Below are 24,498 nucleotides of genomic sequence, written 5' to 3'. Positions count from 1 at the left end.
CATGAACTATCGACTATAAACTAATTAATACTTCACTCTTCTGTTGTGTCTGTTGCGTAAAAATACCGCAAAGCCGTTTAATATGAAAACAAACATCAGCAGTATAATAATTGCCGCTGCAGCATTCACCACAAAGCCAGATTGCGGACGGCTTGTCCAGTTGAAAATTTGGATTGGCAATACTGTAAACTGATCCATTGGAGTTTTAGGTGCGAAAGGAACATAAACCAAAGCACCTACCACAATTAAAGGTGCAGTTTCGCCTACCGCTCGCGACACGGCCAAAATCAATCCGGTAAGAATACTGCCAAAGCTAGCCGGCAATACAATACGACTGATCGTTTGCCAACGGGTTGCTCCCAGTCCATAAGAAGCTTCTCTCAATGAGCCTGGTACAGCTTTCACCGCTTCGCGAGTTGCAACAATAACTATTGGGAGTACCAATAACGATAAGGTTAAACTTGCGGCCAATATACTATTACCTAAGGCCAATAAACGTCCGAAAAGCTCCAAGCCCAAAATACCATAAATAATAGATGGAACACCGGCAAGGTTAGCAATATTGATCTCGATGAATTTGGCGAAAGGATTCTTCTTACCGTATTCTTCAAGATATACTCCAGCACCAATACCAATAGGGAATGAAATTATCAGCGTTAGCGTAACCACCCAAATCATACCGAGTAAAGCTGTATAAATACCGGCCTTGCCTGGTCTGCGTGAAGGCAGATTTGTGATAAAATCCCAGTTGATACGTGTTAATCCTACTGAAATAATATTATAAAGAAGCAACCCTAATACAATTAAACCTACTGATGTGCAGACAAGGGCAAACACTTTGAAAGCATTGTCTTTAATCTCGTTTTTCCGGGCGTTATTCATATCGCTGCACAAATTTACGTTTCATCCAAAACGAGATATTGTTAAGGATAAAGGTTAAACCAAATAATGTAATACCAGCGGCAAAAATTGAACGGAACTCAATTGAATTTTGAGGAACGTCACCCATGCTCACCTGCACAATATAAGTGGTAATGGTTTCTATAGAGTTTAATGGATTGAAGGTTAACCGTGGTTCTTGTCCAGCCGCCACAGCAACAATCATCGTTTCGCCAATCGCTCTTGAAATTGCCAGAATTACCGAAACGATAACCCCTGATGAAGCCGCAGGAAGCATTACTTTAAACGCTGTTTGCAAACGGGTTGACCCCATTCCGTAGGCCGCTTCTCGTAATGAATTAGGCACCGCACTTAGAGCATCTTCGCTCATCGACGAAACATAAGGAATGATCATGATACCCATCACCAACCCCGCTGATAAAGCATTGAAGCCCGCCAAAGAAGGAATGAAGCTTTGTAGTATAGGAGTAATGAACGTTAGGGCAAAGAATCCATAAACAACTGTAGGAATAGCTGCCAAAACTTCCAATAAAGGTTTAATTACTGCTTTAAATCGTTTATCGGCGTATTCGTTGAGGTAAACAGCAATGGTTAACCCCAATGGCAAGGCCACCAAAATGGCAATAAATGTGGTTAACAAGGTTCCGGAAACCAATGGTAAAATACCGAATTTCTTATTAGCGAATAACGGGGTCCATTCAGTACCGGTAAAAAACTCTACAATTGAAACATCCTTAAAAAACTGAAACGTTTCAATTGCCAGAATAATGATAATTCCGATAGTGGTTAAGACAGTGATTGAACTGCAGATTAGCAGTATTGCTTCAATTATCTTCTCTTTAACCTTTTGCATTTAATAAACTATAAATAATCATTTTACTCATGCAAACCCCGATACCTGTTTCATTAAGCAGATTTCGGGGCTTAGCATTTAACTATGTTTAAAGTGCGGAGCTTATTTTCCTTCTTCAATTTTAAGAAGGTCCGACATTTTAGTTCCTACGGTAGACTTACCTTTAACGAATACTGTTCCAGTAACTTTTTTCGCCAAACGTTCTTGAATTAATTTGTATTCATCATCATTCAATGGAACATAGCCAATCTCTTTTGCTAAAGTACCGGCTTTTTCGGTATAAAACTTAGCAAACTCAGCAACTTCTTTACGTTCAATTGACTTACCGTTAATATAAATAAAGATAGGGCGCGAGAGTGGTTGGTAAGTTCCATTTCCTACAGTTTCCTGGCTAGGAGCAACAGGACCGCTTCCTCCATCAATCGGTATTAATTTTAATTTATCCTGATTCTGCTCATAATAAGCTAAACCAAAATAAGCTAAACCACCTTTATCCTGAGAAACGCCCTTAACTAACACGTTATCATCTTCGCTGGCGGTATAATCACCACGAGAAGCACCTTTTTTACCGCAAATAGCTTCAGTAAAATAATCGTAGGTACCCGAGGCAGTTCCTGCACCATAAAGTTTTACCGGTTCTTTAGGAAAAGATGGACGAATTTGATCCCATGTTTTGATCGTTCCCTGAGCTGCTGGCTCCCATAATTTCTTTAGTTCGGCAACTGTTAAATGATCAATAAATGTATTTTGCTTACTTACAACAACCGCTAAACCATCAAAAGCTATTGGCAGCTCAATAAAGCTGACACCTGCTTGAGTGCAAGCATCAATTTCTTCAGCTGTTATTGGACGTGACGCATCACTGATATCGATCTCGTTTCTTGAGAACTTTTTAAAGCCTCCTCCTGTACCTGATTCGCCAACCGTTACGTTTACATCAGGCTGGTGCTCTCTGAATTCTTCCGCAACTGCTTCAGAAATAGGATAAACGGTGCTCGATCCGTCAATCTTAACAACACCAGTTGGTTGTTCGGCATTTTTATTCGCCTTTTGACCGCCTCCGCATGAAGTTAAAAATGCTGCGGCTGTAAGTAAAAGAAATATCTTTCTCATTTTTATTTCCTTGTATGGATATGTTTTCGGATACAAAAGAGAAGGAAAAAGATTACTTGAACATTAAACCAATGTTAAGTAAATGTTAAGTAACATTTTTTTAACAAATTATTTACACAAAATACTGAAAACAAATAAGTTAACTAGATTTTTTTAACAAATTATTTACCCAATTTGCTGAATATTTTAAGATTAAATTAATCTACCTGTACAACAAGGTTTAATTCAACTGTGCAAGAATCTTTAATTTCAACAATTTGACTGGCGTCTTTAGGGTTTAGTCCGAAATCATTAAAACGTATTGGTTGTGATCCGGAAATAATGAACCGATAAGGCTCTTTAGAAGAATGATAGGGAATAAGGAATTCTTTTCGTACTCCGGCAATAGTTACACCTATCTTACTATAGCCATTTCCGTTTTGATCAGACTGAAATGAAATCAATTCAATTTTGCCATAAGGAAAGCTTTCCACTTTCATAACCTTCCTAAAATCCTTGTTCATGAAAAAGTTGCCAGAACTAAACTTTTCCACTTCCAATTGATAAGCGCGAATGGCGGCTAGAACCTGTTTATTGTTAGCATTTGCCGGAATCTGAAAAACCCGGGCAAGATCTCCTTTATATTTAAAAGTATACCCGCCGAGCGAACTACGTCCGGTAATTTTTATAGTGCTTTCCGGAAGGATTTTAATTGTTAACCGCTCTTGTGCCTGAGCTACATCGATTAACAACAAGATGAGAGCAGCTATTGTTCCTATTAATCTTAGTCTCATATTTTAAACATGAATAATTGACTGAATAGATAATTGAACATTTAAATAGCAGCAGGCCAATTGGCCTGCTGCTCAAAAAAGTAATTTGTATTTGTTTAGAATGAAATAGCTGCTTCCATTACGAAACCATTAAATTGACCTCCGCTTCTGTAATCAGCTGTTGGAAAATCTTTGTATTGTTGTTTTACATATTCACCTTTTAAAAGAATGTTTTTGGTAATGAACCAACCAGCACTTGCTGCGGTACGATTAACTTTAATATCCTGGTTAACAGCGCCAAATGCCAACTGACCATCAACAGCATTGTAACGAGCTCCAACAAAAAGGTTTTCTGTGCGACCGAAACGATAAACTATATCTGCAGCATATTGATCAATCGATCTTTTAACTGCTTCAGTTGCAGCTCTACCTTTAGCTTTTTCATAAGTTCCATAGAGCTCAAAACCTTTATATTTTACAAACGCATTTAACATCAAAGCATCAACTTGCTGACTAAAACCAGGATTGAAACGACCTGACCAAGCAATGGCGGTTGAAGCATTAGGAGTGGTAGAACCTACACCATTCACCTCAGAATAAGTACCCCATTTTTCCATCACGTTTTGGTAATTAGAACCTGTTCTATCGCCCCAGTACAAGGTATTAAGTCCGTTACCAGTATTACCATTATGGTAATAGCTACCCGAGAAACGAGCCCTTAAGTCAGTGGTTAATTGTTTATCAACACCACCCTTTAAAATAATCGAAGGTTGTTTCTGCGCTTTTGGGTTAGCAATAGTAGTTTTAACAGAATCTACGTTTCCTCTTAACATACCACCGGTAATGCCCACCATTCCGAAGTAGCCATCTTTCTGAACGAAAATATCACCCCCAATTTCAGTTGCGAAAGCATCCATAATAAGGCCTTCCATGAAAGGATTTTGCAGAGTATGTCCACCATCCGATCTGCGGAAGTGCATATCGCCATAGTTAACTTCGTACTGACCAGCTTTAATAGTAGTGTACTTCATAACTTCGTTTAAGAAGCTAATATTAAACGGAAGTTTATCAATCTGTAAATAACCTCCTTTTACCCAAAACTCATTGTGGTGACGAGCCGACATATATGAGCTTACGTTTAAGCGAATGCCGTCTGCTAACTGAGCATCAATAAACAAATTGGCTTGGGCCTGCATAAACCCTGGAGAAAGTGGATATAGCTTATTTGATTTTTGATTATTCAGAGCCGTGCTTTTATGATCCAGTGACTGAAACTGTTGAGTAAAAGCAGCTCCCAATCTTAACTTTAAACCTTCAAAAGGAATGGTATCATTCTTACCGCTTTCATACTTATTAATACCGCGCTGGTCATATGGATTAAAATGTTGAATCTGATTGCTAAACTGTGCCATTGCAGTTCCATGAGCCATAAGAGCAGCACCTATAAATAATAAAATCTTTTTCATGCTATTCGTTTTTAGAAGTTAATTCATTGTTTGTTTGTGTGTTTGATTAATTGCTTGTGTGTTTGCTTGATTGTTCTTTTGTTTGTTTGAATATCTGATTGATTGTTTTTTAATTGATTTATTTAAATAATAGGTCGAATTCAATGGTTATATCATCACCGGTTCTAATAGCTCCCAGCATTGCCTTAGGTGGATCCACATTAAAATCAGTCATTTTCATAGCCTTTTTTCCTGTAATTTTCACCGAGCCATTAGGAAGTTGCTTCGCAACACCAGTAACTATTAGATCTTTCGCAACACCTGCTATTTTTACGGTAGCGAGCGCATTTACTTCTCCATTCGCACCAATACTGTTTACTTTCTTCAAACTGAAAGTTATTTGAGGATTTTTGTCTGCATTTAATGCCTTGTAAACATTTTTGTCCATTGAAGCTTCATAATAGCTTCCATCCTCTTTTAAACTTTTAATCGATTTTACAACCATCTGCACATCCATTACTTTGATGGCTTTTACAGTAGCTCCAGCTTTTTCAACCTGAATATCACCGGTTAGCTGCTCCACTTTACATCTCCAATCGTGTATGGTTGAAGTTCCTTTTATTAGAATTGAACTTTCCTTAGGAGATAATTTTTGCTGAGAAAAACTTATAAATGGTACTACAGATAAACACATTATCAATAGCACTCTCACTGTTCTTTTCATTCTTAGCCTTTCTTTTAAGTTTAAATTGCTTTGATTTATAATTCAAAAGAAGGGACAAAAGAGAGGCAAAAACATGACAGATGTCATTGTGTAAAAAATACACTTTCCTCGTATTTACAACCAACTGATAACCAATGCAGTAACGAATTTGAGCTTTTAAAAAAATTTTAAAAAAAAGAAGCTCCTTATTGATTGTATATTTTTTTTGCTATTTATCTGTCAAATAGTGACTTTTGTAACGCTTATAAAGAAAGACGGAGGGACTAGACCCGGTGAAGTCTTGGCAACCTGTGCTTACAAGGTGCCAAATTCTATCCCAGATAGATGGGAGAAGATGAGCAAAGTGGTTTCTCCACTTGATGAATCTAATAAGCAACAATAAAGTTTGAAACAGACTTGCTTAAACATCAAAACAATGTTTATAGCAACTACATAATTTTTAACTCCTTATGGCCAAGCCAAACAGGGTTAGCAGAGTAAAATTGAATGGCAGATATTAGAGAACTTCTTAAACACCGCATTTTAGTGCTCGATGGCGCTATGGGAACCATGATTCAGCGATATAAGTTGCAGGAAAGTGATTTTCGAGGAGAGCGTTTCAAGGATCATTCACATGATCTGAAAGGTAATAATGACTTATTGAGTATTACGCGTCCCGACGTGATCAAGGCTATTCATCGTGAATACCTGGAAGCCGGTGCTGATATTGTTGAAACCAATACATTTAGCGGAACCAGTATTGCTATGGCTGATTATCGCATGGAGGATTTGGTTTATGAGTTGAACTTTGAATCGGCCAAAATTGCCAAAGAAGTTACTGCTGAATTTAACAGTAAAAGCCCTGATAAGCCTCGCTTTGTAGCCGGTGCTATTGGCCCTACTAACCGAACCGCGTCTTTATCTCCAGATGTAAATGACCCGGGCTTTCGTGCCATTACTTTTGATCAACTGGTAGACGCTTATACTGAACAAGTTCGTGGCTTAGTTGATGGAGGCGCCGATATTTTATTGGTTGAAACCATTTTCGATACGTTAAATGCCAAAGCCGCATTATTTGCTATTGATCAATATTTCGAGGACCATCAGATCAAATTACCGATCATGGTTTCGGGAACTATTACAGATGCAAGTGGTCGTACGTTATCGGGACAAACTTCAGAAGCGTTCCTGATTTCTCTCGCTAATCATGATCTCTTATCGATTGGATTCAATTGTGCTTTAGGAGCAAAAGATATGCGTCCGTATTTGGAAGAGGTGGCTGAAAAAGCCCCATTCTTTGTTGGCGCTTACCCTAATGCCGGACTCCCAAATCAGTTTGGAGAATACGATGAGACACCGGAGCAAATGCTTGATCAAATTCGTGATTTCTTAAAGAGTGGATTTATCAATATTGTTGGAGGATGTTGTGGTACAACACCTGATCACATAAAAGCAATTGCAAACGAGGTGGCTAAATATACACCTCGAAAAAAAGCTGAGCCTCAACCCTATTTACGACTGAGTGGCTTAGAGCCGATTGTGATTACTCCCGAAACCAATTTTGTAAACGTAGGAGAGCGAACCAACATTACTGGGTCTCCAAAGTTTTCGAAATTGATTTTAGCCGGAGACTACGAAGCAGCCCTTACTGTTGCACGTCAACAGGTTGAAGGTGGAGCGCAGGTTATCGACGTGAACATGGACGAAGGTATGTTGGACTCGGAAGCCGCGATGATTAAATTCTTGAATCTCATTGCCTCAGAGCCTGATATTGCAAAACTTCCTATCATGATCGATTCATCGAAGTGGTCGGTTATTGAAGCAGGATTGAAGTGTTTACAAGGAAAAGGAATTGTAAACTCTATCTCTCTTAAAGAAGGCGAAGAAAAGTTCAAAGAACATGCACGCAAAATAAAACGTTACGGAGCGGCAACTGTGGTAATGGCTTTTGATGAAAAAGGTCAGGCCGATACCTACGCTCGTCGTATTGAAATTTGTGAGCGTTCTTACAAAATTTTAGTAAATGAAATTGGTTTCTCTGCCCAGGATATCATTTTCGACCCTAATATTTTAACTGTTGCAACTGGTTTAGATGAACATAATAACTATGCAGTTGATTTTATTGAAACTGCTCGTTGGATCAAACAAAATTTGCCACTTGCAAAAGTTAGTGGAGGGGTAAGTAATATTTCTTTTTCTTTCCGTGGAAATAATACGGTTCGAGAGGCAATGCATTCAGCATTTTTATACCATGCCATCAAAGCTGGTTTAGACATGGGAATTGTGAATGCCGGAATGCTGGAAGTTTACGAAGAAATTCCGAAGGACTTGCTTGAGCTGGTTGAAGATGTTTTATTAAACCGCCGTGATGACGCTACTGAACGGTTGGTAAACTTTGCCGAAACTGTAAAAGCAAAAGGCAAGACACTGGTTAAAGACGAAGAGTGGCGAAAAGACCCGGTTGAAAAACGCCTAAGCCATTCGCTGGTTAAAGGTATAATTGAGTACCTGGATGAAGACGTTGAAGAGGCCCGTCAAAAATACGATCGTCCGTTGCAAGTAATTGAAGGTCCGTTAATGGATGGAATGAACGTTGTCGGTGACTTATTTGGATCTGGTAAGATGTTTTTGCCGCAGGTGGTAAAATCAGCACGGGTTATGAAAAAAGCTGTTGCTTATCTATTGCCATTTATTGAAGCTGAAAAAATTGCTTTGCAACAGAGTGGGAATATTGAGGCATTAGAAGAATCTCATCGTTCTGGGGCTGGAAAAATTCTTCTTGCCACTGTTAAAGGCGATGTACACGATATCGGAAAAAACATTGTTGGTGTTGTACTGGCTTGTAACAACTATCAGATTATCGATTTAGGGGTAATGGTTTCGTGCCAACAGATTTTAGAAACTGCCCGTAAAGAAAACGTTGATATTATTGGACTAAGCGGACTGATCACTCCTTCGCTTGACGAAATGGTTCACGTTGCCAAAGAAATGGAGCGCGAAGGTTTTAACATTCCGTTATTAATTGGCGGCGCAACCACTTCCCGCGTGCATACGGCGGTTAAAATTTCACCTAATTATAACGGTCCGGTGGTTCATGTGTTGGATGCTTCCCGATCAGTGCCTGTTGCCGGAAACTTACTGAATGACGAACAAAAGGGAAACTTTATGACTGGCATTACCAAAGAGTATGATCAGTTGAGAGACTTCCACCTGAATAAAAAATCACAAAAATCATTTGTTTCTATTGAAGAAGCTCGGGAGCGTAAGTTTAAGCTAAACTGGGACGGATATCAGCCTGTTAAACCAAGTTTTACCGGAACAAAAGTTTTTGACAATTATGATTTAGCTGACCTGGTAAACTATATCGACTGGACTCCATTCTTCCATACCTGGGAACTTTATGGCAGCTATCCAAAGATCTTCAATGACGAAGTTGTAGGGACAGAGGCTAAGAAATTATATGCTGATGCTCAAACACTATTAAAAAGAATTGTAGACGAGAAATTGTTAACAGCTCGTGCTGTTATTGGCTTTTGGCCAGCTAATTCAATTGGCGATGATGACATCGAGCTTTATACTGATGATTCGAGAACGGAAAAGTTAACGACTATTCATACGCTACGTCAGCAATTGGAAAAAGCACAAAACATACCATACTTTGCCTTAGCCGATTTTATAGCTCCTAAAGAAACAGCTATTAAGGATTATTGGGGAGGATTTGCCGTTACCACTGGCATTGGCTTAGACAAATTGGTGGAAGAATTTGAATCACAGCATGACGATTACAACAGCATTATGGCCAAGGCCCTTGCTGATCGTTTAGCAGAAGCTTTTGCAGAGCGAATGCATGAGCTCGTTCGTAAAGAATACTGGGGATATGTGGCAGAGGAGCAATTCAGCAATGAAGAATTGATTGAAGAGCGCTACAAAGGAATCCGCCCTGCACCTGGTTATCCGGCTTGCCCTGATCACACCGAAAAGACCACGCTGTTTAACATTTTAAATGCTGAAGCTAATACAGGCATTATCTTAACTGAGAGCTTAGCTATGTACCCAACAGCAGCAGTAAGTGGATTCTATTTCTCTCACCCTGATTCGAAATATTTTGGATTAGGAAAGATCCAAAAAGATCAGGTAGAAGATTACGCGAAGCGCAAGAACTCCACTGTTGATGAAATAGAAAGATGGATGGCTCCGAATTTGGCGTATTAAAATTAATTGCGGATTTCGAATTGCGTGTTACGAGATCCCAGTTATTCAACAATTATCAATTAACGCCAAAACTTGAAATTCGTAATTAAAGAAAATGAAGATAACCGAACATATAAATAACGCTAAAAAACCGCTCTTTTCGTTCGAATTACTACCGCCAATGAAAGGTCATAGCATCGACCAGATTTTTGAAGCTATTGAGCCTTTAATGGAATTTGAACCTCCCTTTATTGATGTAACTTATCATCGGGAAGATTTCATCTATAAGAAACAGCCTAACGGCTTTTTGGAGAAGGTTTCAACGCGCAAACGTCCGGGAACTGTAAGTATTTGTGCGGCTATCCAATTTAAGTACAAGGTTGACGCCGTTCCGCATTTAATTTGCGGAGGTTTTACCAAAGAAGACACCGAAAATGCACTTATCGAACTTAAGTTTTTAGGAATCGACAATGTGTTAGTGCTTCGAGGTGATGCCCGTAAGGAAGATGGCGGTTTTATCCCCGAACCAGGTGGTCACTCTTATGCGTCAGATTTGCTGCAACAGGTTGTAAACCTCAACCAAGGAAAATATTTACATGAAGAATACAGCGGCAGTAACGGAACCGATTTTTGTATTGGTATCGCCGGCTATCCGGAGAAACACTTTGAAGCCCCTAATTTAAAAACTGACATCCGTTACCTGAAAATGAAGGTGGACATGGGCGCTGAATACATTGTGACTCAAATGTTTTACGACAATGAAAAATATGCTTCATTCGTAAAACTTTGCCGCGATAATGGCATCAATGTTCCAATAATTCCGGGATTAAAACCATTAACCACTAAAAAGCAATTAACCTTATTGCCAAAAGTGTTTAATATCGATATTCCTGAAGAATTAGCCGATGCCGTTGCTGATTGTAAAACAGACAAAGAGGTGAAAGAAGTGGGCATTGAATGGTGCATTCAACAATCCAGAGGCTTAGTTGAGCTAGGTGCACCCTGTTTACACTATTATACCATGGGTAAATCTGACACTATCAAAAGAATTGCGAAGGCAACTTTCTAAAGCTTAAAGATTCTATTAAAACAAAAGAAGGCTTCCGATTGGTAGCCTTCTTTTGTTTTGTTTCTAAAATCCTGGATCATCAGGTGTGTTTGTGTTATTATCCCTCTCAACCAAAGGATATGGATAAAAGTTCCTCCCCCGCTCTGAATTCGGCCGGTTAAATCTTCGCATATCTTCCAGTTTAAGTCCCGACATATAGAGCTCAATACATCGGTTTTTATAGATCTGGTCAAGCAACTCTTGCTGAGTGGCAACACTTGCTAAAGCCGGCAAATTTGCACCTAAACCGAAAGGATCAGTTGCTGCAGTTTTGGTTAATATTTTATTCAACTCTATCAAACCGTTCGTCAAATCATTTTTACGGGCATATGCCTCCGCTTTTATCAAGGTAATTTCCCCAGGTAAATAAACAGGGAATGGAGTATTTAATGTTTCGCCAAATCCCTTAATTCTAAATCGAGGGGCTATCGTCGGATTTATACTTGTGTAAAAAGGCACCCGCTTATCAGTAAGATCGGGCTGCAACGGAACTTTTAAACCTAAAGTTGAATCAACCGGCTGATAAACGTTATTTGAGGATGTGGCTGTTTCAAAAATCGGATTCTGAGTGGTTGCATCAAAGTTGAAAGTCGATTTTTTAGTAAGATCAACAGCATTAGCAGCAGCTAACGCAAGGTCATTGTTTCCACTAGCCATTGCATATCTTGCCTTTAAAGCATTCAGCGTGTTTACAATATCAATGCCCGGTGGAATATTAGCCATAAATGTTGTACTTATGGGGTTTGCATTTATAGCTGCCAGTGCCTGATCAATTGCTGTAATGGCAGCAGAAAAACCATCTTTCCTTGCCATAAATCCAACATTAACACCTATCCCATTAGGAACCTGCTCCCAGCTTTGAGACATATTTCCTAACGCCAAAGCTTTAAAAATGGTGGCATAGGCAATTAATCCACTAGCATAGTTTTTATCCGATTGCAATTGGGCGCCTTCAATTACTTTATTGGCATCATAAATAATCTTATTACTATTGGACCACATACCCGATAAAATGGTATTCGTGCCATCCACTGCTATCCCTCCTGTATTTAGTTGAGCCTCGGGTAAATTACCCGGATTTACTAAAAAAAGCTCCTTAGTGGTAAACCCATTACTGGTAACCGAATTATAGAGTGAACTTGTTCTTTGTGCCGTGTAATCACGCTGTAATCCCACTACGGCCCCTGTAAGCCCCTGTAGTGTTCCAAAAACTGCATCCTCCGGAACCCTTGTAGGATCCGTAAAGTCTTTCCCACAGCCAATAATCATAAAGAACAAGGCTATGAATGATACCCGGAACGTGTATTTCGTTTTAAATCTTTTCATGACTGTCTTGTTAAAGGTTAGAATTTAGCTTGAAGCCCAAAACTAAAGGTTCTGGGAATTGGTACGGCACCAAAGTCAACGGCACGAATTGCCGTACTCTGACCACCAGCATTCACCTCCGGATCATATCCTTTATAATCATCCCATGAAATAAGGTTACGGCCGCTCAAGCTCACTGTTAAATCTTTAAAAAATTTAAGCTTTCCAATATTATATCCTAATGAAATTTCACGGAGTTTAACAAAAGAACCATCATCAATACGCCATTGCTCAATGGTATAAATACCAGATATATATCCTCTTGGCAATAAACCCTTATGTTCTTGTTCTGCCACTTTACCATTTCCAACACCTTGCCGGGTCCTGAAATCGGCATTAAATACATCTACACCATGAACAGCATCTAACTGAACCCTCAATGAAAGCTTTTTATAAGCAAAATCATTAACCAAGGTTGATGTATAGTCAGGATTAGGATCACCTATTACTTTCCTTAACTGTGCCCCGGTAGGCAATCCATTTTCATCACGTTGAGTGGTATACTCCAAGACTCCATCTTGAGTTCCCCTTTCAAATTGTGGAATTCCAGCAGGATTGGTTACATAATTCCCATTTCCATCGGTTGCGAAAAAAGTTCCATAAAATACACCAATAGGTTGTCCTTCAATAACTGCAATAGGAGCGCCTGCGTTCGTACTTAACAATCGCAATGAACCGGTTCCAACAGCCTTATTCCTATTTCTGTTAAAAATAAATGACAGGTTCCAGTTGAAATTGTTACTCCGTACTGGTGTTGCATTTAAAACCAGCTCGATTCCTTTATTCTCCATTGCGCCAATATTATCAAGTAAGCTTGAAAAACCTGTTGTTGGAGCGGTTACCACTGGAAAAAGCAGGTCTTTAACCTTCTTATTATACCAATTAAACTGTACTCCCAACCTGTTATTCAAGAATGAGAGATCAGTACCAATTTCCAGCTCAGTTTGGCGTTCGGGAGCAATGTTCTGATTAGACAATTGTGCACTCGAATAAAAGGCTGATTTACCCAAAAATGGTGTTGTTAAATAACCATTGAATCGTTCAAAAGCACCAATGCCTGTTAAGTTTCCTGATTCTCCGTAGGCTAATCGAAGTTTAAACAGATCCCACCAATTTGATAATCCTAACCCATTCCAAAACTTAGCGGAAGAAAGAACATAACTTGCACTTCCCTTTAAATAAAGTTGATCTCGATTATCGGAACCAAATACAGATGAAGCATCGTACCTAATCGCACCAGTTATAAAAAGTTGGTCATTAAACTTCAAATTTTCCTGTAAGTACAGGCCGGAAATTGATATCTCGCTCCTGAAATCGTTTCCAGGCAAAACGGTACTGGCTCCATTTACAGTTTCTACAACGACACCTCTTCCCTGGAGCAATGAGTAAGATGACTTTTCATATTGACTTGAATAACCCACTTGTGTGGTTGAACTCAAGCTATTGGATATTGGCCATTCATAAGTTGCATTCACCTCGTTATTAATCTGGAATACTGTGTTACCTGCCTTGCTTGAATAACCGTTTTGTGTTGGGTCTAGTGTCGGACCTCCTCCATAAAAAGCCGGACTTACGTTATATGGAAATGGGGGAATAAATGTTTGTCCGTTTTGAGTGAAATTATCAATACCTAAGGTATAGTCAATTGTGAGATTTTTTACCGGGAATATTTTTAACCCTGCACTTCCGATAATCCGGTTAGTTTCCTGATGCTGTTTAACATCCTCAATGATGGAAAGTGGATTTACCCGACCCCTTTCTCCCACAGCCTTCAGTGTTCCAAGGTCACTTCTTGTATAAATATCATGGAAGTTACCTATGATGGTCACCGAGTTCATTGGAGAAAAAAAAGAGTTTCCATCCGGTTTCTCCTTACTTGCACTATTTATATAGTTTAAACCACCAGTAAAACTCACCCATTTTGCTATTTTCTGATCCAAATTAAACCGCAGTCCATACCTCGTAAAATTTGTATTCTTTATAATTCCTTCATTGGTAAAATAAGAGGCTGATGCAAAATATTTTGTTCCTTCATTGCCCCCACTAACAGAAATATTATTATCAGATCCGACAGCTGTCTGAAAAATATCATCCTGATAATCATACCGGGTAACGGGAGTGGTATTTGTTAAAGTTGGAGTTAGAATATCTTGAGTCTGAAAATCCGGTGATCCTCCAAATTTTGTTGGAGCCCTGTTTACATCTAATTTTTTTCTTACTTCACCTACCGTGAGTGCGGTAGAAAAACTAACAATTGGAGTGCCTTGGCTACCTCTTTTTGTAAAGATCTGTATAACCCCTGCATTGGCTCTTGATCCATAGATTGCTGCTGCAGCGGCACCATTTAACACTTCTATTCGTTCAATATCGGCCGGATTAATATCAGCCATCCTGTTTTGACCAATATTTCCCACAAAGTTTCCGCCGTCATAATTGCTAGATGTGTTGGTGACGCGGGTTGTTGAGTTATTTACAATCACCCCATCAACAATGTACAAAGGCTCTGAACCTGAGTAAACGGAACTTACCCCCCGCAATCTGACAGAAATACCTCCCCCCGGATCGCCGGAATTTTGAACTACCTGGGCTCCGGCTGTTTTACCCTGCAATGAAGCTAGCACATTACTTGTGGCCCCTTTAGTAAGCTGATCAGCCTTAACCGTACTTACATAACTACCCATCTGCTTTCGGGTGGTACCTGCAGATGCTCCTGTAACAATAACTTCATCCAAACCAGTTACATCGGATGCTAGTGCCATATTCACACTTACTGTTAGCTCATTGCCAAGGGTAATGGGTTGCTGCTTTGATTGATAACCAATTAATGAAAATTCAACAATGTAAGAGCCATTACTCAAATTTCCGGTAATGCTAAAACGACCATCGCCACCGGTTGCGGTTGCAAAGTTTGTGTTTTTAATAGAAACGAGCGCCCCTGATAGCGGTTCATGCGTAGTTAAATCTGTTACAACTCCATTGATAACATATTTATTAGTCTGCGCTATTCCCTTTCTTGGGGTTAATAACAAACAAATTGATAGCAAAGTCACTGAGAACTTTAGCCATCGCAAAAAGTAGATTTTCTTCATACTTCAAATGCTGGTTATGTTTAGAGATTTATTTAGAACATTGCATGTTTTTGCGGTAAATTTTTAAAACATTTATAATCAAGATAATAAATTTTCACTTTACAAAAAACAACCTATATTTTTCAGTTTGTCACTCAATGAAACAATATTGCCTTAATGCAGAAAAGAAGCGATTTCAATTTGTAAAATAAAATGGTTAAAAAAGTGTAAAAAAGGCTGCGGGAAAATTCTGAAAGGAAGATTGCGTTTTTATACAGCTTTTTTACTATCCTACTGAAATTCAACACCTAATAATTAGCATGAATAATTGACCCGCTTTTTCATTTGGTCAAACATTAAATTCTCATTTTTTTAACTAAATCGATTTTTTATTAATTTTTTTTTAAAAAAAAATTGTTTAATTAAAAATATTATTGGTAATATTGAAGAAGATTGAGAAAGTTACTAATTAGTCTCTTTCTTCATATACAACCTATATCATCCAATTTTGGATAGGCCGGCGAGCGAAAGCAAACCGGCTTTTTTATTTTGAAGTTTAAGGTTTAAGGACTGTTTCTTTTGTATCTACTTCCTCTTCCACTATTCGTTTTAGCATGGTCAATCCATCATCGAAATTTTTGCCCAAGGTTTTATCCATATCCATAAACATCATCATTACATTAAACGGAAAATCGTAATGGGTTTTAAATCCCCAGATTGCTGTTGTGGTGGTTCCTGTTCTTTCTGCGCTCAGCCATCCTTCACTTTGGCTCTCAAATGGCTTCATAAAAAGCATTTCGTAATCCATTCTCGAATCAGTGATTTTCTTATTGGTGATTATCCCTTCTCCTACGTTATCATTTCCTTTCCAGCTGTAAGATGAGCCAACTGATCCATCTTCACCGCTATAACTTTCTTTCATCTCCGGATCATACTTTTTCCATGGCGACCATGCCGACCATTTCTGAAAATGCACCATATGATCAAATACAACTTCCTGGGGAGCATTAATGACAATCGATCTTTCCAACAGGTAGTCCTTGGGAGCCCAAATACCTAGAATAATAAATATAGCCACTAATGCAATTAAAAAAATCGCGAAATACTTAAGAAGTTGCATATCACAGTTTATTGATTGATCAGTTATCTGAATTTATAGTTTAAATCTCTGATTTCAAATTAAATAAACGCTTACAACCCTCTTTAAATGTAAATTTTCTGAAATATTAATATGTGTTAAGCTTCCGCTTCTATATGAAATCGCGGACGGGCTTTTGTTTCGAGATAAATTTTTCCCAGGTACTCACCAATAACGCCCAACGCCAACAATTGCACTCCTCCTAAAAAATACATAGGTAAGGTAATTGAGGCCCAACCGGGCACCGTATAACCAAATGCCCATTCAAACAGCACCCATAAACTGATAATGATTGTACCAACAAACACGGTAAAACCAATATAGGTGATCATCTTTAGCGGAAAATTGGAGAAAGAAGTAACTCCGTTAACTGCCAGACTAAGCATTTGTTTAAACTGATACTTAGTTTCTCCCGCAATCCGTTCTTTTCGTTTGTAATATACTTTTGAAGATGGAAAACCCATCATTGGAAACAACCCTCTAAGAAAGAGGTTTACTTCCTTATATTTTTGTAATTCAACTAATACACTATTGGATAGCAACCTAAAATCAGCGTGATTATAAACCAGATCAACACCCATGCGTTTCATTAGCTTATAAAATAAATGTGCCGCACTACGCTTTACTGTTTTATCCGTTTCTCTACTCCCTCTAACTCCATAAACTATTTTCGACCCTGATTGATAATTCGAAATCATTTCTTCTATTACCGATATATCGTCCTGCAAATCACTGTCTAAAGAAATGCAGCAATCAACGTTATTGGTTACATAAGTTAACCCCGCAACAAGCGTATGCTGATGACCAACATGATAACTTAACTTGATGGCCCTAATAAAATGATTAGAGGATGATTGAAGAATGGACCAGGTACGATCTTTACTGCCATCGTCAATGAATAAAGCAAAACTATCTGAAGCTACCAAACCACGTTCAACGTAATCAGTTAAAAGCCTGAACAGATGATCAATAGTTATCTTCAACATTTCTTCTTCATTATAACAAGGAATTATTAATGCTAATTTTGGCAATTGACTATTCTTATTCATGAATCAATCTTAATTTTGACTTTTTAAAGATACCCTCAATTTTTATAACCAATAGGCATTTAGCATTATTTTCAGAAGTACACTGTTTTCCGAATGAATCAACCCATTACCAAAAGCACCTATCTCTTTCTTTTTACAATATGTTGTATCGTTTACTTGCTCGGATCTCTTGTAAAACACAACACAATAGACCTAAACCAAGTCATCTGTTTCACATTTAGTGCACTGGCCGCTTATTCGACCTTTAGACTGGCACAAGCGCTTTACAATAAAGAGACCGGCCAATTGGCAGCTTTAATCTTTGTAACCTCGCAGGCTATAATTTTTTCTATTGGTTCAATTAAGGCCGACACCATTTTAACCGGTAGCATAATTTTGGGTACTTGGCAATTGGTTGAATTTATCAAAAGCAAAAAACTAGTTAACCTGATTATTTTGTTCCTTGCCATTACCCTGGGAGTTATCATACAAGGACCGATTACTGCAGTCATTATAGGGAGCGCAATCGGGTGCAATCTTCTTTATTCGGATAAATGGAAAATATTATCTAACTGGAAATGGCTATCAGGCCTCCTTTTATTTCTTGGAGCATTAACCGTTGTATATTTCTGCCCTCTACCTGCAGCTATTAAAAATATTCTATTTCTTGAAAACTCAAGTAGTCAAGAACTATCAGCAAGTTTTAACTTTTCATTCTTTTATACTTTACTCTGGACCCTTTTCCCCTGGAGCATACTTGTTTTCATTGCGTTGACTTCGAACTGTAAAGCCTTTTGGAACGCTAAGTTTAAACCAAATTCAAACATCGACTTATTAGCACTTGGCGGTATTTTTATTGGATTTCTTTATTTGTTGGCAACGCAGTTTAAATCTCCTCAGTATTTAATCGTCTTAAGTCCATTTACAGCCATTTTATTGGCCTCTTTCCTTTATAAGCAGGTTCAATTACAAAACTGGAAAATGCTGGCAAAACTTGAAAAAATTCAATTATTAGTTATCGGACTACTCATATTAATTTGCTTGCTGGTAAATGTTTGGTTTTTCCCTATTCAAAATTTTGCAATCGAGATTGTTTCAGTTATATCCCTATCGGTTTTATTCTTTATTGTTTTACGAGGAAACAGGCAAGGCTATTTATATCGGATTATTGCTCCGTCTGCATTTGCAATTTTAGCTGCCATCTTTTTGGCTAGTACCAGCTTCTATCCGCAATTATTAACATACCAAGCAGATTACAAAATGGCTTTACTGGCAAAAGAACAGGCCATTCCTGCTGATCAAATCTATACTTACACGCCAACAGTTAGTGCTTTTAATAACCAATCAAATGACGAAGTTCCTAAATTGAACCCAGAACAGATTCAGGATAAAATCCACAAGAACAACAAGTTTTACCTTTTTATTTCTAATGAAAATATTAATGACCTTATAGCGCTTAAACTGCCAATTAAACGTCAGTTAGAAATACCACACTATGCCGGCTCTCTATTAAACATCGAGTTTCTGAATCCGCTAACTCGTTCAAAAACATTAAAAAAAGGATATTTACTCGAAATCAACTAATTTTGCAGGCTTGAAAGGAAAAGTAATTAAATCAACCGGAAGCTGGTACATAGTATTAGGCGATGATGGCAACTATTACGATTGTCGTATTAAGGGTAAATTCAGGATTAAAGGAATTAAAAGCACTAACCCTATTGCCGTTGGTGATGTGGTGGATTTTGAAATGGAACCCGGTGAGCCTACCGCGCTGATAGCCCACTTACACGATAGAGAAAATTACATTATCCGTAAATCTGTAAACCTTTCCAAACAAACCCAGGTAATTGCCGCCAATATGGACCAAGCCGTTTTAGTGGTAACACTAGGTGCCCCTCGAACCTCCTTGGGCTTTATTGATCGTTTTTTAGTAACCTCCGAAGCTTATCACATCCCTACTATTCTGGTTTTTAACAAGTATGATATTTATGACGATGAAGCAAAGGTATACCTTCAGGAAATAAAAGATCTATACGGACAGATTGGTTATTCTTGTTATGATGTTTCTGCCACAACTGGTTACGGAATTGAGGTAATAAAAGGATTGTTAAAAGATAAAACCACGTTATTTTCGGGGCATTCGGGTGTAGGAAAGTCATCATTAATAAATGCTATATTTCCGGAGAAGCAATTAAAAACAATGGCTATTTCTGAGGTTCACCAAAAAGGAATGCATACCACCACTTTTGCCGAAATGTTTGAACTTCCTTTTGGTGGATTTGTTATCGACACTCCCGGGATCCGTGAGTTAGGCGTTGTTGACATCGAACCCGAAGAGCTTTCAGGTTATTTTCCCGAACTCCGCGAATTTAGCCCTCAATGTAAATTCAATAATTGCACACACGTTCACGAGCCCGGCTGCGCCGTTATTAAAGGCGTTGAGGAAGGGCACATTGCCCCTACTCGTTACGATAGCTACATTAGCATATTCCACAATTTCGATTCAAGAGCATAGATCAGTCGGCAGTCTCCGGTCTGCAGTAAACAATACATAACCTGGAAGCTGGGAACTGGTGACCACAGACTGGAGGCTGAATATTTATGGCCAAAAACTCCTAATTAAGCACAAGGGAATAATATTTTTGTTCAACCTTCTACCTTAATTATTTTTCTTATCTTCGCAATCAGTAAATACTCTATAAAATCTATGGACAAAATAGAATTTGAAGCAGAAGTAGTAATTATACCTGGGTTGAATAACTCAGGAGAACAGCACTGGCAAACACACTGGGCCAACAAATATGGCTTTACACGTATAGATCAAAAGGATTGGGATAAACCTAAAAGTACCGACTGGATAAATGCTCTCGATCAGCAGTTAAATAAGCTGAATGACAAACCGATAATTTTAGTAGCTCATAGTCTGGGTTGTATTACCGCTGCTTTATGGGCGCAAAGTACTTCCAGAAAAATTAAAGCTGCTTTATTGGTGGCTCCTGCTGATACTGAGGCCAAAGGAATGCCTTCGGAAATTCAAAGTTTTAAACCAATCCCGCTGGAACGGCTACCATTTAAATCAATAGTTGTAGCCAGCACCAATGACAATTATGTTTCATTACAGCGGGCAAATAACTTTGCTCAATCTTGGGGAAGTGAGTTTATTAACGTAGGTGCTGTAGGCCATATCAACTCCGATTCTAATTTGGGTGAATGGGAACTTGGCCTCGAGTTGTTAAAAGAACTCGACAGATATTAAAAAAAGAAAGTCTTGCGGAATTTATAAGAATAATAGCCCATCACAATAACGATGGGCTATTTTAATTAGTTTCAAAAACCTATCTTCTACTTACAAAATCCCTCAGATAACTACATTCATTCACTGCTTTTGCATAAAAGGAAGTTGTTGAGTAGTTCTTTTTAAGGTCTATGAAATATTTATTATTTATCAACATTTCATAATATTTCGTGGCAGCCTGATCGTTTTTCTCCTGCCAATTTTCTTCGGTATACACCACCGCTGGGTATTTCACCCGCGAACTCAAACATTTGGCAGCCATAAATGAACATTTGGCTTTCAGGTTTTGGTCGGTGGTAAGTTTTTGAGCTTTCATATAGTATTGCTCAGCTGCATAATTATCAAAATAATCTTTTAAATAGGGTAAATCGTCAGCAGAATATTCTCCATCAGTAGTTGACCAATAATAGCTTACCAACAGCCAGGAGTTTCCATAATAACTCATATTATAAAATCCATTGGCCATCTGATAATAGCAAAAAGCAGCATTCTTCGAATCTTCCTTTGCTTTTTTCTCAAAGGCAAGCATTGTTTGGGCGAAGGTCAGTTTCGTAAATTTCTTCGTATCACGAGCTGTTGGCGCATGTGTATCAATAATCAGATCAACAAATGAATTTGCCGCCAAATAGGTTTTATAAGGTTCCTGCTCAAAATAATTAGTCGGCAGTTTTTTAAACGCGACTATAGCCTTTGCAAACTGATGTTCACGCAAATATGCTGTACCTTGTAATTCATTCATAAAATTGCCATTCAGCGTGCTCATGGTTTGGGTCATCAACTTTTCATAATCATTTTTGTTGGCTTTGGAGTTCAACTGAATCAGTTTTTCAATCTCCGCAGCAGTCAACTGGTTACGTAAATAATTTATAGAAGCGCCAATTGTCCAGTTAAAAGAATGATCGCCTTCCGCATTTTTAATTTCTTTCGAAGATACCATCTCACTCTGCATAATACATAAGGCCGATTTTACCTTATCATTTTGTTTTTCATACTTAGGAGACAGGATACTAAGCATTAAATATTTATTGATTTTGGCAAATGGAAGATCAGTTTCCCATGAATTTCCTTTGTATGCTAACTCGGCTTGCTTCTTACTTTCAAGCCATAATAACGAAGGATAAATTTTAGCTTCAAAGGCTGCATCCATTTTATCCTGTTCATTGATGGTTATCAGTAATCGTAATACTTCGAACTGATCCTTAACCTTCGCCGACATTTTCATTCCCTCAGCTTGCGATAAAACAGCCCTTGCGGACTTTAAATCACGCTTCATAAATTTTAAGTATGCGGCTGATACCTTCCAAAGTGCAGGTTCTGCTACTTTCTTTTCCGAGGCAGCCAACTCACAAAATCGAAATACACTATCAGCATACTTGCCTTCATTCTGCAATGATTTTGATTCGATATAACCCGCCGAAGTCAATCGTAAGGAATCCCTGGAATCAGCCATTGCCATTTTAGGAGACAAATAGGACTCTTCCAGTTTTGAAATCTCACGGATCAACAATACATCTAAACACTTAGCTTTAGCATCGTAAGCATAAACCTCCATCAAATCCTTAAGTGCATGGCCTGAGTTCCCTAAGGCCTCCACAGCTAACAAATCAGCCTTTTCGGTATTATTCTTACATAAAGGCAACGCTTGGGTATGATCGTATTGATTAAAAATAGCCAGGTAGCCTACATTCTGATAGGCGATGATCCGGTTGTTGTTACATTCGCTAAACACACGAGAAAACAAATAAGCGCTTTCGGCAATTCTGCCCACTTTACGTAATGCGCCGGCCTTTAAAGCTAGCGCCCAATAATAAACTGTACTTTCCGATTTGTTTGGCGCAACATAAGCATCAAAATAACTCAAACAGCCTTCATAATCGCCACTGTAATGTGCCAATCGGCAAATTTGAAATCCAAAGCGGAGCTTTAAGAATTTATCTTGCTTAATTTTTGACACTAACTGCTTCCCTTCTGTAATAAGTTGGATCATCGCGTTTACATTATGCTGCACAGGCTCCCACTCATTATAAGGTCCACTTATGTACGGTTCGCATTGTTTTGCAAAGTGTAAATAAGCAAGTGCGCCAGCATTCTTCTTCTTGGCCAGTTCAACAGCAAACTCGTTCTTACCTAAACTATCAGGCCATTCTGTCGTTTTTTGGCTTTTAATGAAATCGAAGGAAGCTTCATTATTCTTATAAATAGCCTTTAAAACCATCGAATCGGCAATAGATTCAACGTTTAAGTATTTTTTCCATTCGGCGACATTTTGCACGTTTCCGTCATGCGACTCACTAAAATCATATAAAGACTGGTAAGCGATATAATAAAAAGGCTTATAATCAGGATCGCCAGCCAGATGATTATTAAAAAAGGTAATCCGGTCATCGTATGGATCTTCCCATCCTCCACAGGCAATACCATATATTACAGCTCCGGTGAGTAAAACGAAAATGCTACCTAAAGCTATGGTATATTTTTTCAAGTTCATTTGTATGATAGTTGTTTAAAATAGATGAATCAAGATGAAATAAAATTACACGAACACTGTCTGTTGAGAGGTTCGTTGAACAGTACTTAGCTGCCTGAATAATATCACGGGCCGAATAACTTTCGTCTCTCAACACCTCTCCTTTTTTGAGTAAATACCCATTCAAATTTACGTTATTAAGCACTTGGTAACACCTTTTGCCCTGCTTCTCAAATACTTTTTCATTCTGAAAATCGGATGGTTTAAGATCCCGAAGCAGTCCGGCATAAAGCTGGTTCCTAAATAAAACCGACCATGAAAACAAGGGTAAAGCCACATCCAACTTTAATGGATAACTACTAAGATTAGCCAGATAATCTTCGATGGTGTGCTGATCGAGAATTGAATTATGATCGCCATATTTTCGCAGATCGCCCATGTTGTAGCACATTAACAATCCTTTATCAACTGGCGGAACGCCTTTTGAAGTTCGATACTTAATTTGATGCATACGGATAGTGGCTGAGAGCATTTTTCCTTTTAAGTATTCATGCTCTTTAACTCTTCGCAACAGTAGAAAATATCGAACCATTGATTGTTTGGTCCAATCGCAGTCAATCTGAATTTCGGCAGGGTTGATTTTCTGTAACTCACATTGGCGGCGTACAAAATGCATAATATTATCCGCCAGCTCATTTACAGCAAGTCTATCGACTTGCAGCAGGGTTTTATTGGTAATAAATACAACCGGAATAGGTTTTAATGTTGCTGGAAATTGTTGATTAAAAATCATTGGGCAAACAGGCCGTGCAGATTTTCTATTCACATCCCAGTCAACATCCAGAAAACGTAAATAAAGGTGATTAACATTCAGCGCCTTTAGCTCCTGCTGTTCTTTCTCATTTAGCTTAAATGATGTTTTCCAGTAATAAAATGCAGATTCAACCTGATGATGTTTTTCTCTTTTACAACTCCCAAAAGTAACTACTAAAAAAAGGCAATAACAGGTAAGATGTAATGGATTCATTAACGTAAAAATAGGAAGACTTACGCAGAAGGCGTAATAAAAAAG

Annotated in this window: 17 protein-coding genes and 1 riboswitch; of the genes, 5 read left to right on the top strand and 12 right to left on the bottom strand. The window is 38.4% G+C overall.

The features are described 5' to 3' along the window. Positions 1-24 precede the first annotated feature (24 nt). The 6 genes from pstA to NF867_RS12180 form a co-directional block, all read right to left on the bottom strand. A complete protein-coding gene (gene pstA, locus NF867_RS12205) occupies positions 25-882 on the bottom strand; it encodes a phosphate ABC transporter permease PstA (RefSeq protein WP_252588282.1) in 858 nt (285 codons plus the stop codon). After that, positions 875-1,753: a phosphate ABC transporter permease subunit PstC gene (pstC, locus tag NF867_RS12200; protein WP_252588281.1), complete on the bottom strand. Its 879-nt coding sequence runs from the start codon at positions 1,751-1,753 to the stop codon at positions 875-877. Before pstC ends, pstA begins: the two co-directional genes overlap by 8 nt. 102 nt (positions 1,754-1,855) lie before the next feature. Beyond that, a complete protein-coding gene (locus NF867_RS12195; RefSeq protein ID WP_252588280.1) occupies positions 1,856-2,866 on the bottom strand; it encodes a PstS family phosphate ABC transporter substrate-binding protein in 1,011 nt (336 codons plus the stop codon). Between the two features lie 197 nt (positions 2,867-3,063). Beyond that, positions 3,064-3,639, bottom strand: coding sequence for a hypothetical protein (locus NF867_RS12190; RefSeq protein WP_252588279.1), 576 nt, complete (start codon positions 3,637-3,639; stop codon positions 3,064-3,066). Positions 3,640-3,734: 95 nt separating this feature from the next. Then, the gene (locus NF867_RS12185; protein ID WP_252588278.1) at positions 3,735-5,084 is read right to left on the bottom strand and encodes a hypothetical protein; all 1,350 of its coding nucleotides are present in this window, start codon (positions 5,082-5,084) and stop codon (positions 3,735-3,737) included. A 118-nt stretch (positions 5,085-5,202) separates the two neighbouring features. Beyond that, positions 5,203-5,787, bottom strand: a complete 585-nt coding sequence (locus tag NF867_RS12180) for a YceI family protein (protein WP_252588277.1) — start codon at positions 5,785-5,787, stop codon at positions 5,203-5,205. 239 nt (positions 5,788-6,026) lie between these two features. Next, positions 6,027-6,128: riboswitch (SAM riboswitch) on the top strand. Between the two features lie 145 nt (positions 6,129-6,273). Here NF867_RS12180 and metH point away from each other — a divergent pair. Together metH and metF are read left to right on the top strand one after the other, a co-directional pair. Continuing rightward, positions 6,274-9,978 (top strand): methionine synthase, encoded by a 3,705-nt coding sequence (metH, locus tag NF867_RS12175; protein WP_252588276.1) that lies wholly within the window; start codon positions 6,274-6,276, stop codon positions 9,976-9,978. Positions 9,979-10,072: 94 nt separating this feature from the next. Further along, the gene (metF, locus tag NF867_RS12170) at positions 10,073-11,026 is read left to right on the top strand and encodes a methylenetetrahydrofolate reductase [NAD(P)H] (RefSeq protein ID WP_252588275.1); all 954 of its coding nucleotides are present in this window, start codon (positions 10,073-10,075) and stop codon (positions 11,024-11,026) included. 63 nt (positions 11,027-11,089) lie between these two features. Here metF and NF867_RS12165 read toward each other — a convergent pair whose 3' ends face one another. From NF867_RS12165 to NF867_RS12150, 4 genes are all read right to left on the bottom strand, one after another. After that, positions 11,090-12,391 carry a RagB/SusD family nutrient uptake outer membrane protein gene (locus NF867_RS12165; protein ID WP_252588274.1) on the bottom strand — a complete coding sequence of 434 codons (1,302 nt, stop codon included), beginning with the start codon at positions 12,389-12,391 and terminating at the stop codon, positions 11,090-11,092. Positions 12,392-12,408: 17 nt separating this feature from the next. Further along, positions 12,409-15,519, bottom strand: a complete 3,111-nt coding sequence (locus NF867_RS12160; RefSeq protein WP_252588273.1) for a SusC/RagA family TonB-linked outer membrane protein — start codon at positions 15,517-15,519, stop codon at positions 12,409-12,411. A 535-nt stretch (positions 15,520-16,054) separates the two neighbouring features. Beyond that, positions 16,055-16,618: an SRPBCC family protein gene (locus tag NF867_RS12155; RefSeq protein WP_252588272.1), complete on the bottom strand. Its 564-nt coding sequence runs from the start codon at positions 16,616-16,618 to the stop codon at positions 16,055-16,057. 116 nt (positions 16,619-16,734) lie between these two features. Continuing rightward, entirely contained in the window at positions 16,735-17,685 is a 951-nt protein-coding gene (locus tag NF867_RS12150; protein WP_252588271.1) for a glycosyltransferase family 2 protein, read from the bottom strand. Between the two features lie 93 nt (positions 17,686-17,778). Here NF867_RS12150 and NF867_RS12145 point away from each other — a divergent pair, with 93 nt between their 5' ends. From NF867_RS12145 to NF867_RS12135, 3 genes are all read left to right on the top strand, one after another. Next, positions 17,779-19,248: an ArnT family glycosyltransferase gene (locus NF867_RS12145; protein WP_252588270.1), complete on the top strand. Its 1,470-nt coding sequence runs from the start codon at positions 17,779-17,781 to the stop codon at positions 19,246-19,248. A gap of 10 nt (positions 19,249-19,258) precedes the next feature. Next, positions 19,259-20,179, top strand: a complete 921-nt coding sequence (gene rsgA / locus NF867_RS12140; RefSeq protein WP_252588269.1) for a ribosome small subunit-dependent GTPase A — start codon at positions 19,259-19,261, stop codon at positions 20,177-20,179. Between the two features lie 192 nt (positions 20,180-20,371). After that, positions 20,372-20,920: an RBBP9/YdeN family alpha/beta hydrolase gene (locus NF867_RS12135; protein ID WP_252588268.1), complete on the top strand. Its 549-nt coding sequence runs from the start codon at positions 20,372-20,374 to the stop codon at positions 20,918-20,920. Positions 20,921-20,999: 79 nt separating this feature from the next. Here the strand turns inward: NF867_RS12135 and NF867_RS12130 are convergent, their stop codons facing one another. After that, entirely contained in the window at positions 21,000-23,447 is a 2,448-nt protein-coding gene (locus tag NF867_RS12130; RefSeq protein ID WP_252588267.1) for a hypothetical protein, read from the bottom strand. Next, positions 23,413-24,453, bottom strand: a complete 1,041-nt coding sequence (locus NF867_RS12125; protein ID WP_252588266.1) for a hypothetical protein — start codon at positions 24,451-24,453, stop codon at positions 23,413-23,415. Before NF867_RS12125 ends, NF867_RS12130 begins: the two co-directional genes overlap by 35 nt. Between the last annotated feature and the right edge of the window lie 45 nt (positions 24,454-24,498).

This window comes from Solitalea agri, from assembly GCF_023914155.1.
GTDB lineage: Bacteria > Bacteroidota > Bacteroidia > Sphingobacteriales > Sphingobacteriaceae > Solitalea > Solitalea agri.
Note: the sequence above shows the minus strand (reverse complement) of the source record. Positions and strands in the feature narration are given on the sequence as shown.

What these genes read in the sequence shown, in the direction of transcription:
- NF867_RS12130 (WP_252588267.1), bottom strand. Translation starts at nt 23,447, where the DNA reads ATGAACTTGAAAAAATATACCATAGCTTTAGGTAGCATTTTCGTTTTA.
- NF867_RS12135 (WP_252588268.1), top strand. Translation starts at nt 20,372, where the DNA reads ATGGACAAAATAGAATTTGAAGCAGAAGTAGTAATTATACCTGGGTTG.
- NF867_RS12145 (WP_252588270.1), top strand. Translation starts at nt 17,779, where the DNA reads ATGAATCAACCCATTACCAAAAGCACCTATCTCTTTCTTTTTACAATA.
- NF867_RS12185 (WP_252588278.1), bottom strand. Translation starts at nt 5,084, where the DNA reads ATGAAAAAGATTTTATTATTTATAGGTGCTGCTCTTATGGCTCATGGA.
- NF867_RS12165 (WP_252588274.1), bottom strand. Translation starts at nt 12,391, where the DNA reads ATGAAAAGATTTAAAACGAAATACACGTTCCGGGTATCATTCATAGCC.
- pstA (WP_252588282.1), bottom strand. Translation starts at nt 882, where the DNA reads ATGAATAACGCCCGGAAAAACGAGATTAAAGACAATGCTTTCAAAGTG.
- NF867_RS12160 (WP_252588273.1), bottom strand. Translation starts at nt 15,519, where the DNA reads ATGAAGAAAATCTACTTTTTGCGATGGCTAAAGTTCTCAGTGACTTTG.
- NF867_RS12155 (WP_252588272.1), bottom strand. Translation starts at nt 16,618, where the DNA reads ATGCAACTTCTTAAGTATTTCGCGATTTTTTTAATTGCATTAGTGGCT.
- NF867_RS12195 (WP_252588280.1), bottom strand. Translation starts at nt 2,866, where the DNA reads ATGAGAAAGATATTTCTTTTACTTACAGCCGCAGCATTTTTAACTTCA.
- metF (WP_252588275.1), top strand. Translation starts at nt 10,073, where the DNA reads ATGAAGATAACCGAACATATAAATAACGCTAAAAAACCGCTCTTTTCG.
- pstC (WP_252588281.1), bottom strand. Translation starts at nt 1,753, where the DNA reads ATGCAAAAGGTTAAAGAGAAGATAATTGAAGCAATACTGCTAATCTGC.
- metH (WP_252588276.1), top strand. Translation starts at nt 6,274, where the DNA reads ATGGCAGATATTAGAGAACTTCTTAAACACCGCATTTTAGTGCTCGAT.
- NF867_RS12150 (WP_252588271.1), bottom strand. Translation starts at nt 17,685, where the DNA reads ATGAATAAGAATAGTCAATTGCCAAAATTAGCATTAATAATTCCTTGT.
- NF867_RS12125 (WP_252588266.1), bottom strand. Translation starts at nt 24,453, where the DNA reads ATGAATCCATTACATCTTACCTGTTATTGCCTTTTTTTAGTAGTTACT.
- NF867_RS12190 (WP_252588279.1), bottom strand. Translation starts at nt 3,639, where the DNA reads ATGAGACTAAGATTAATAGGAACAATAGCTGCTCTCATCTTGTTGTTA.
- NF867_RS12180 (WP_252588277.1), bottom strand. Translation starts at nt 5,787, where the DNA reads ATGAAAAGAACAGTGAGAGTGCTATTGATAATGTGTTTATCTGTAGTA.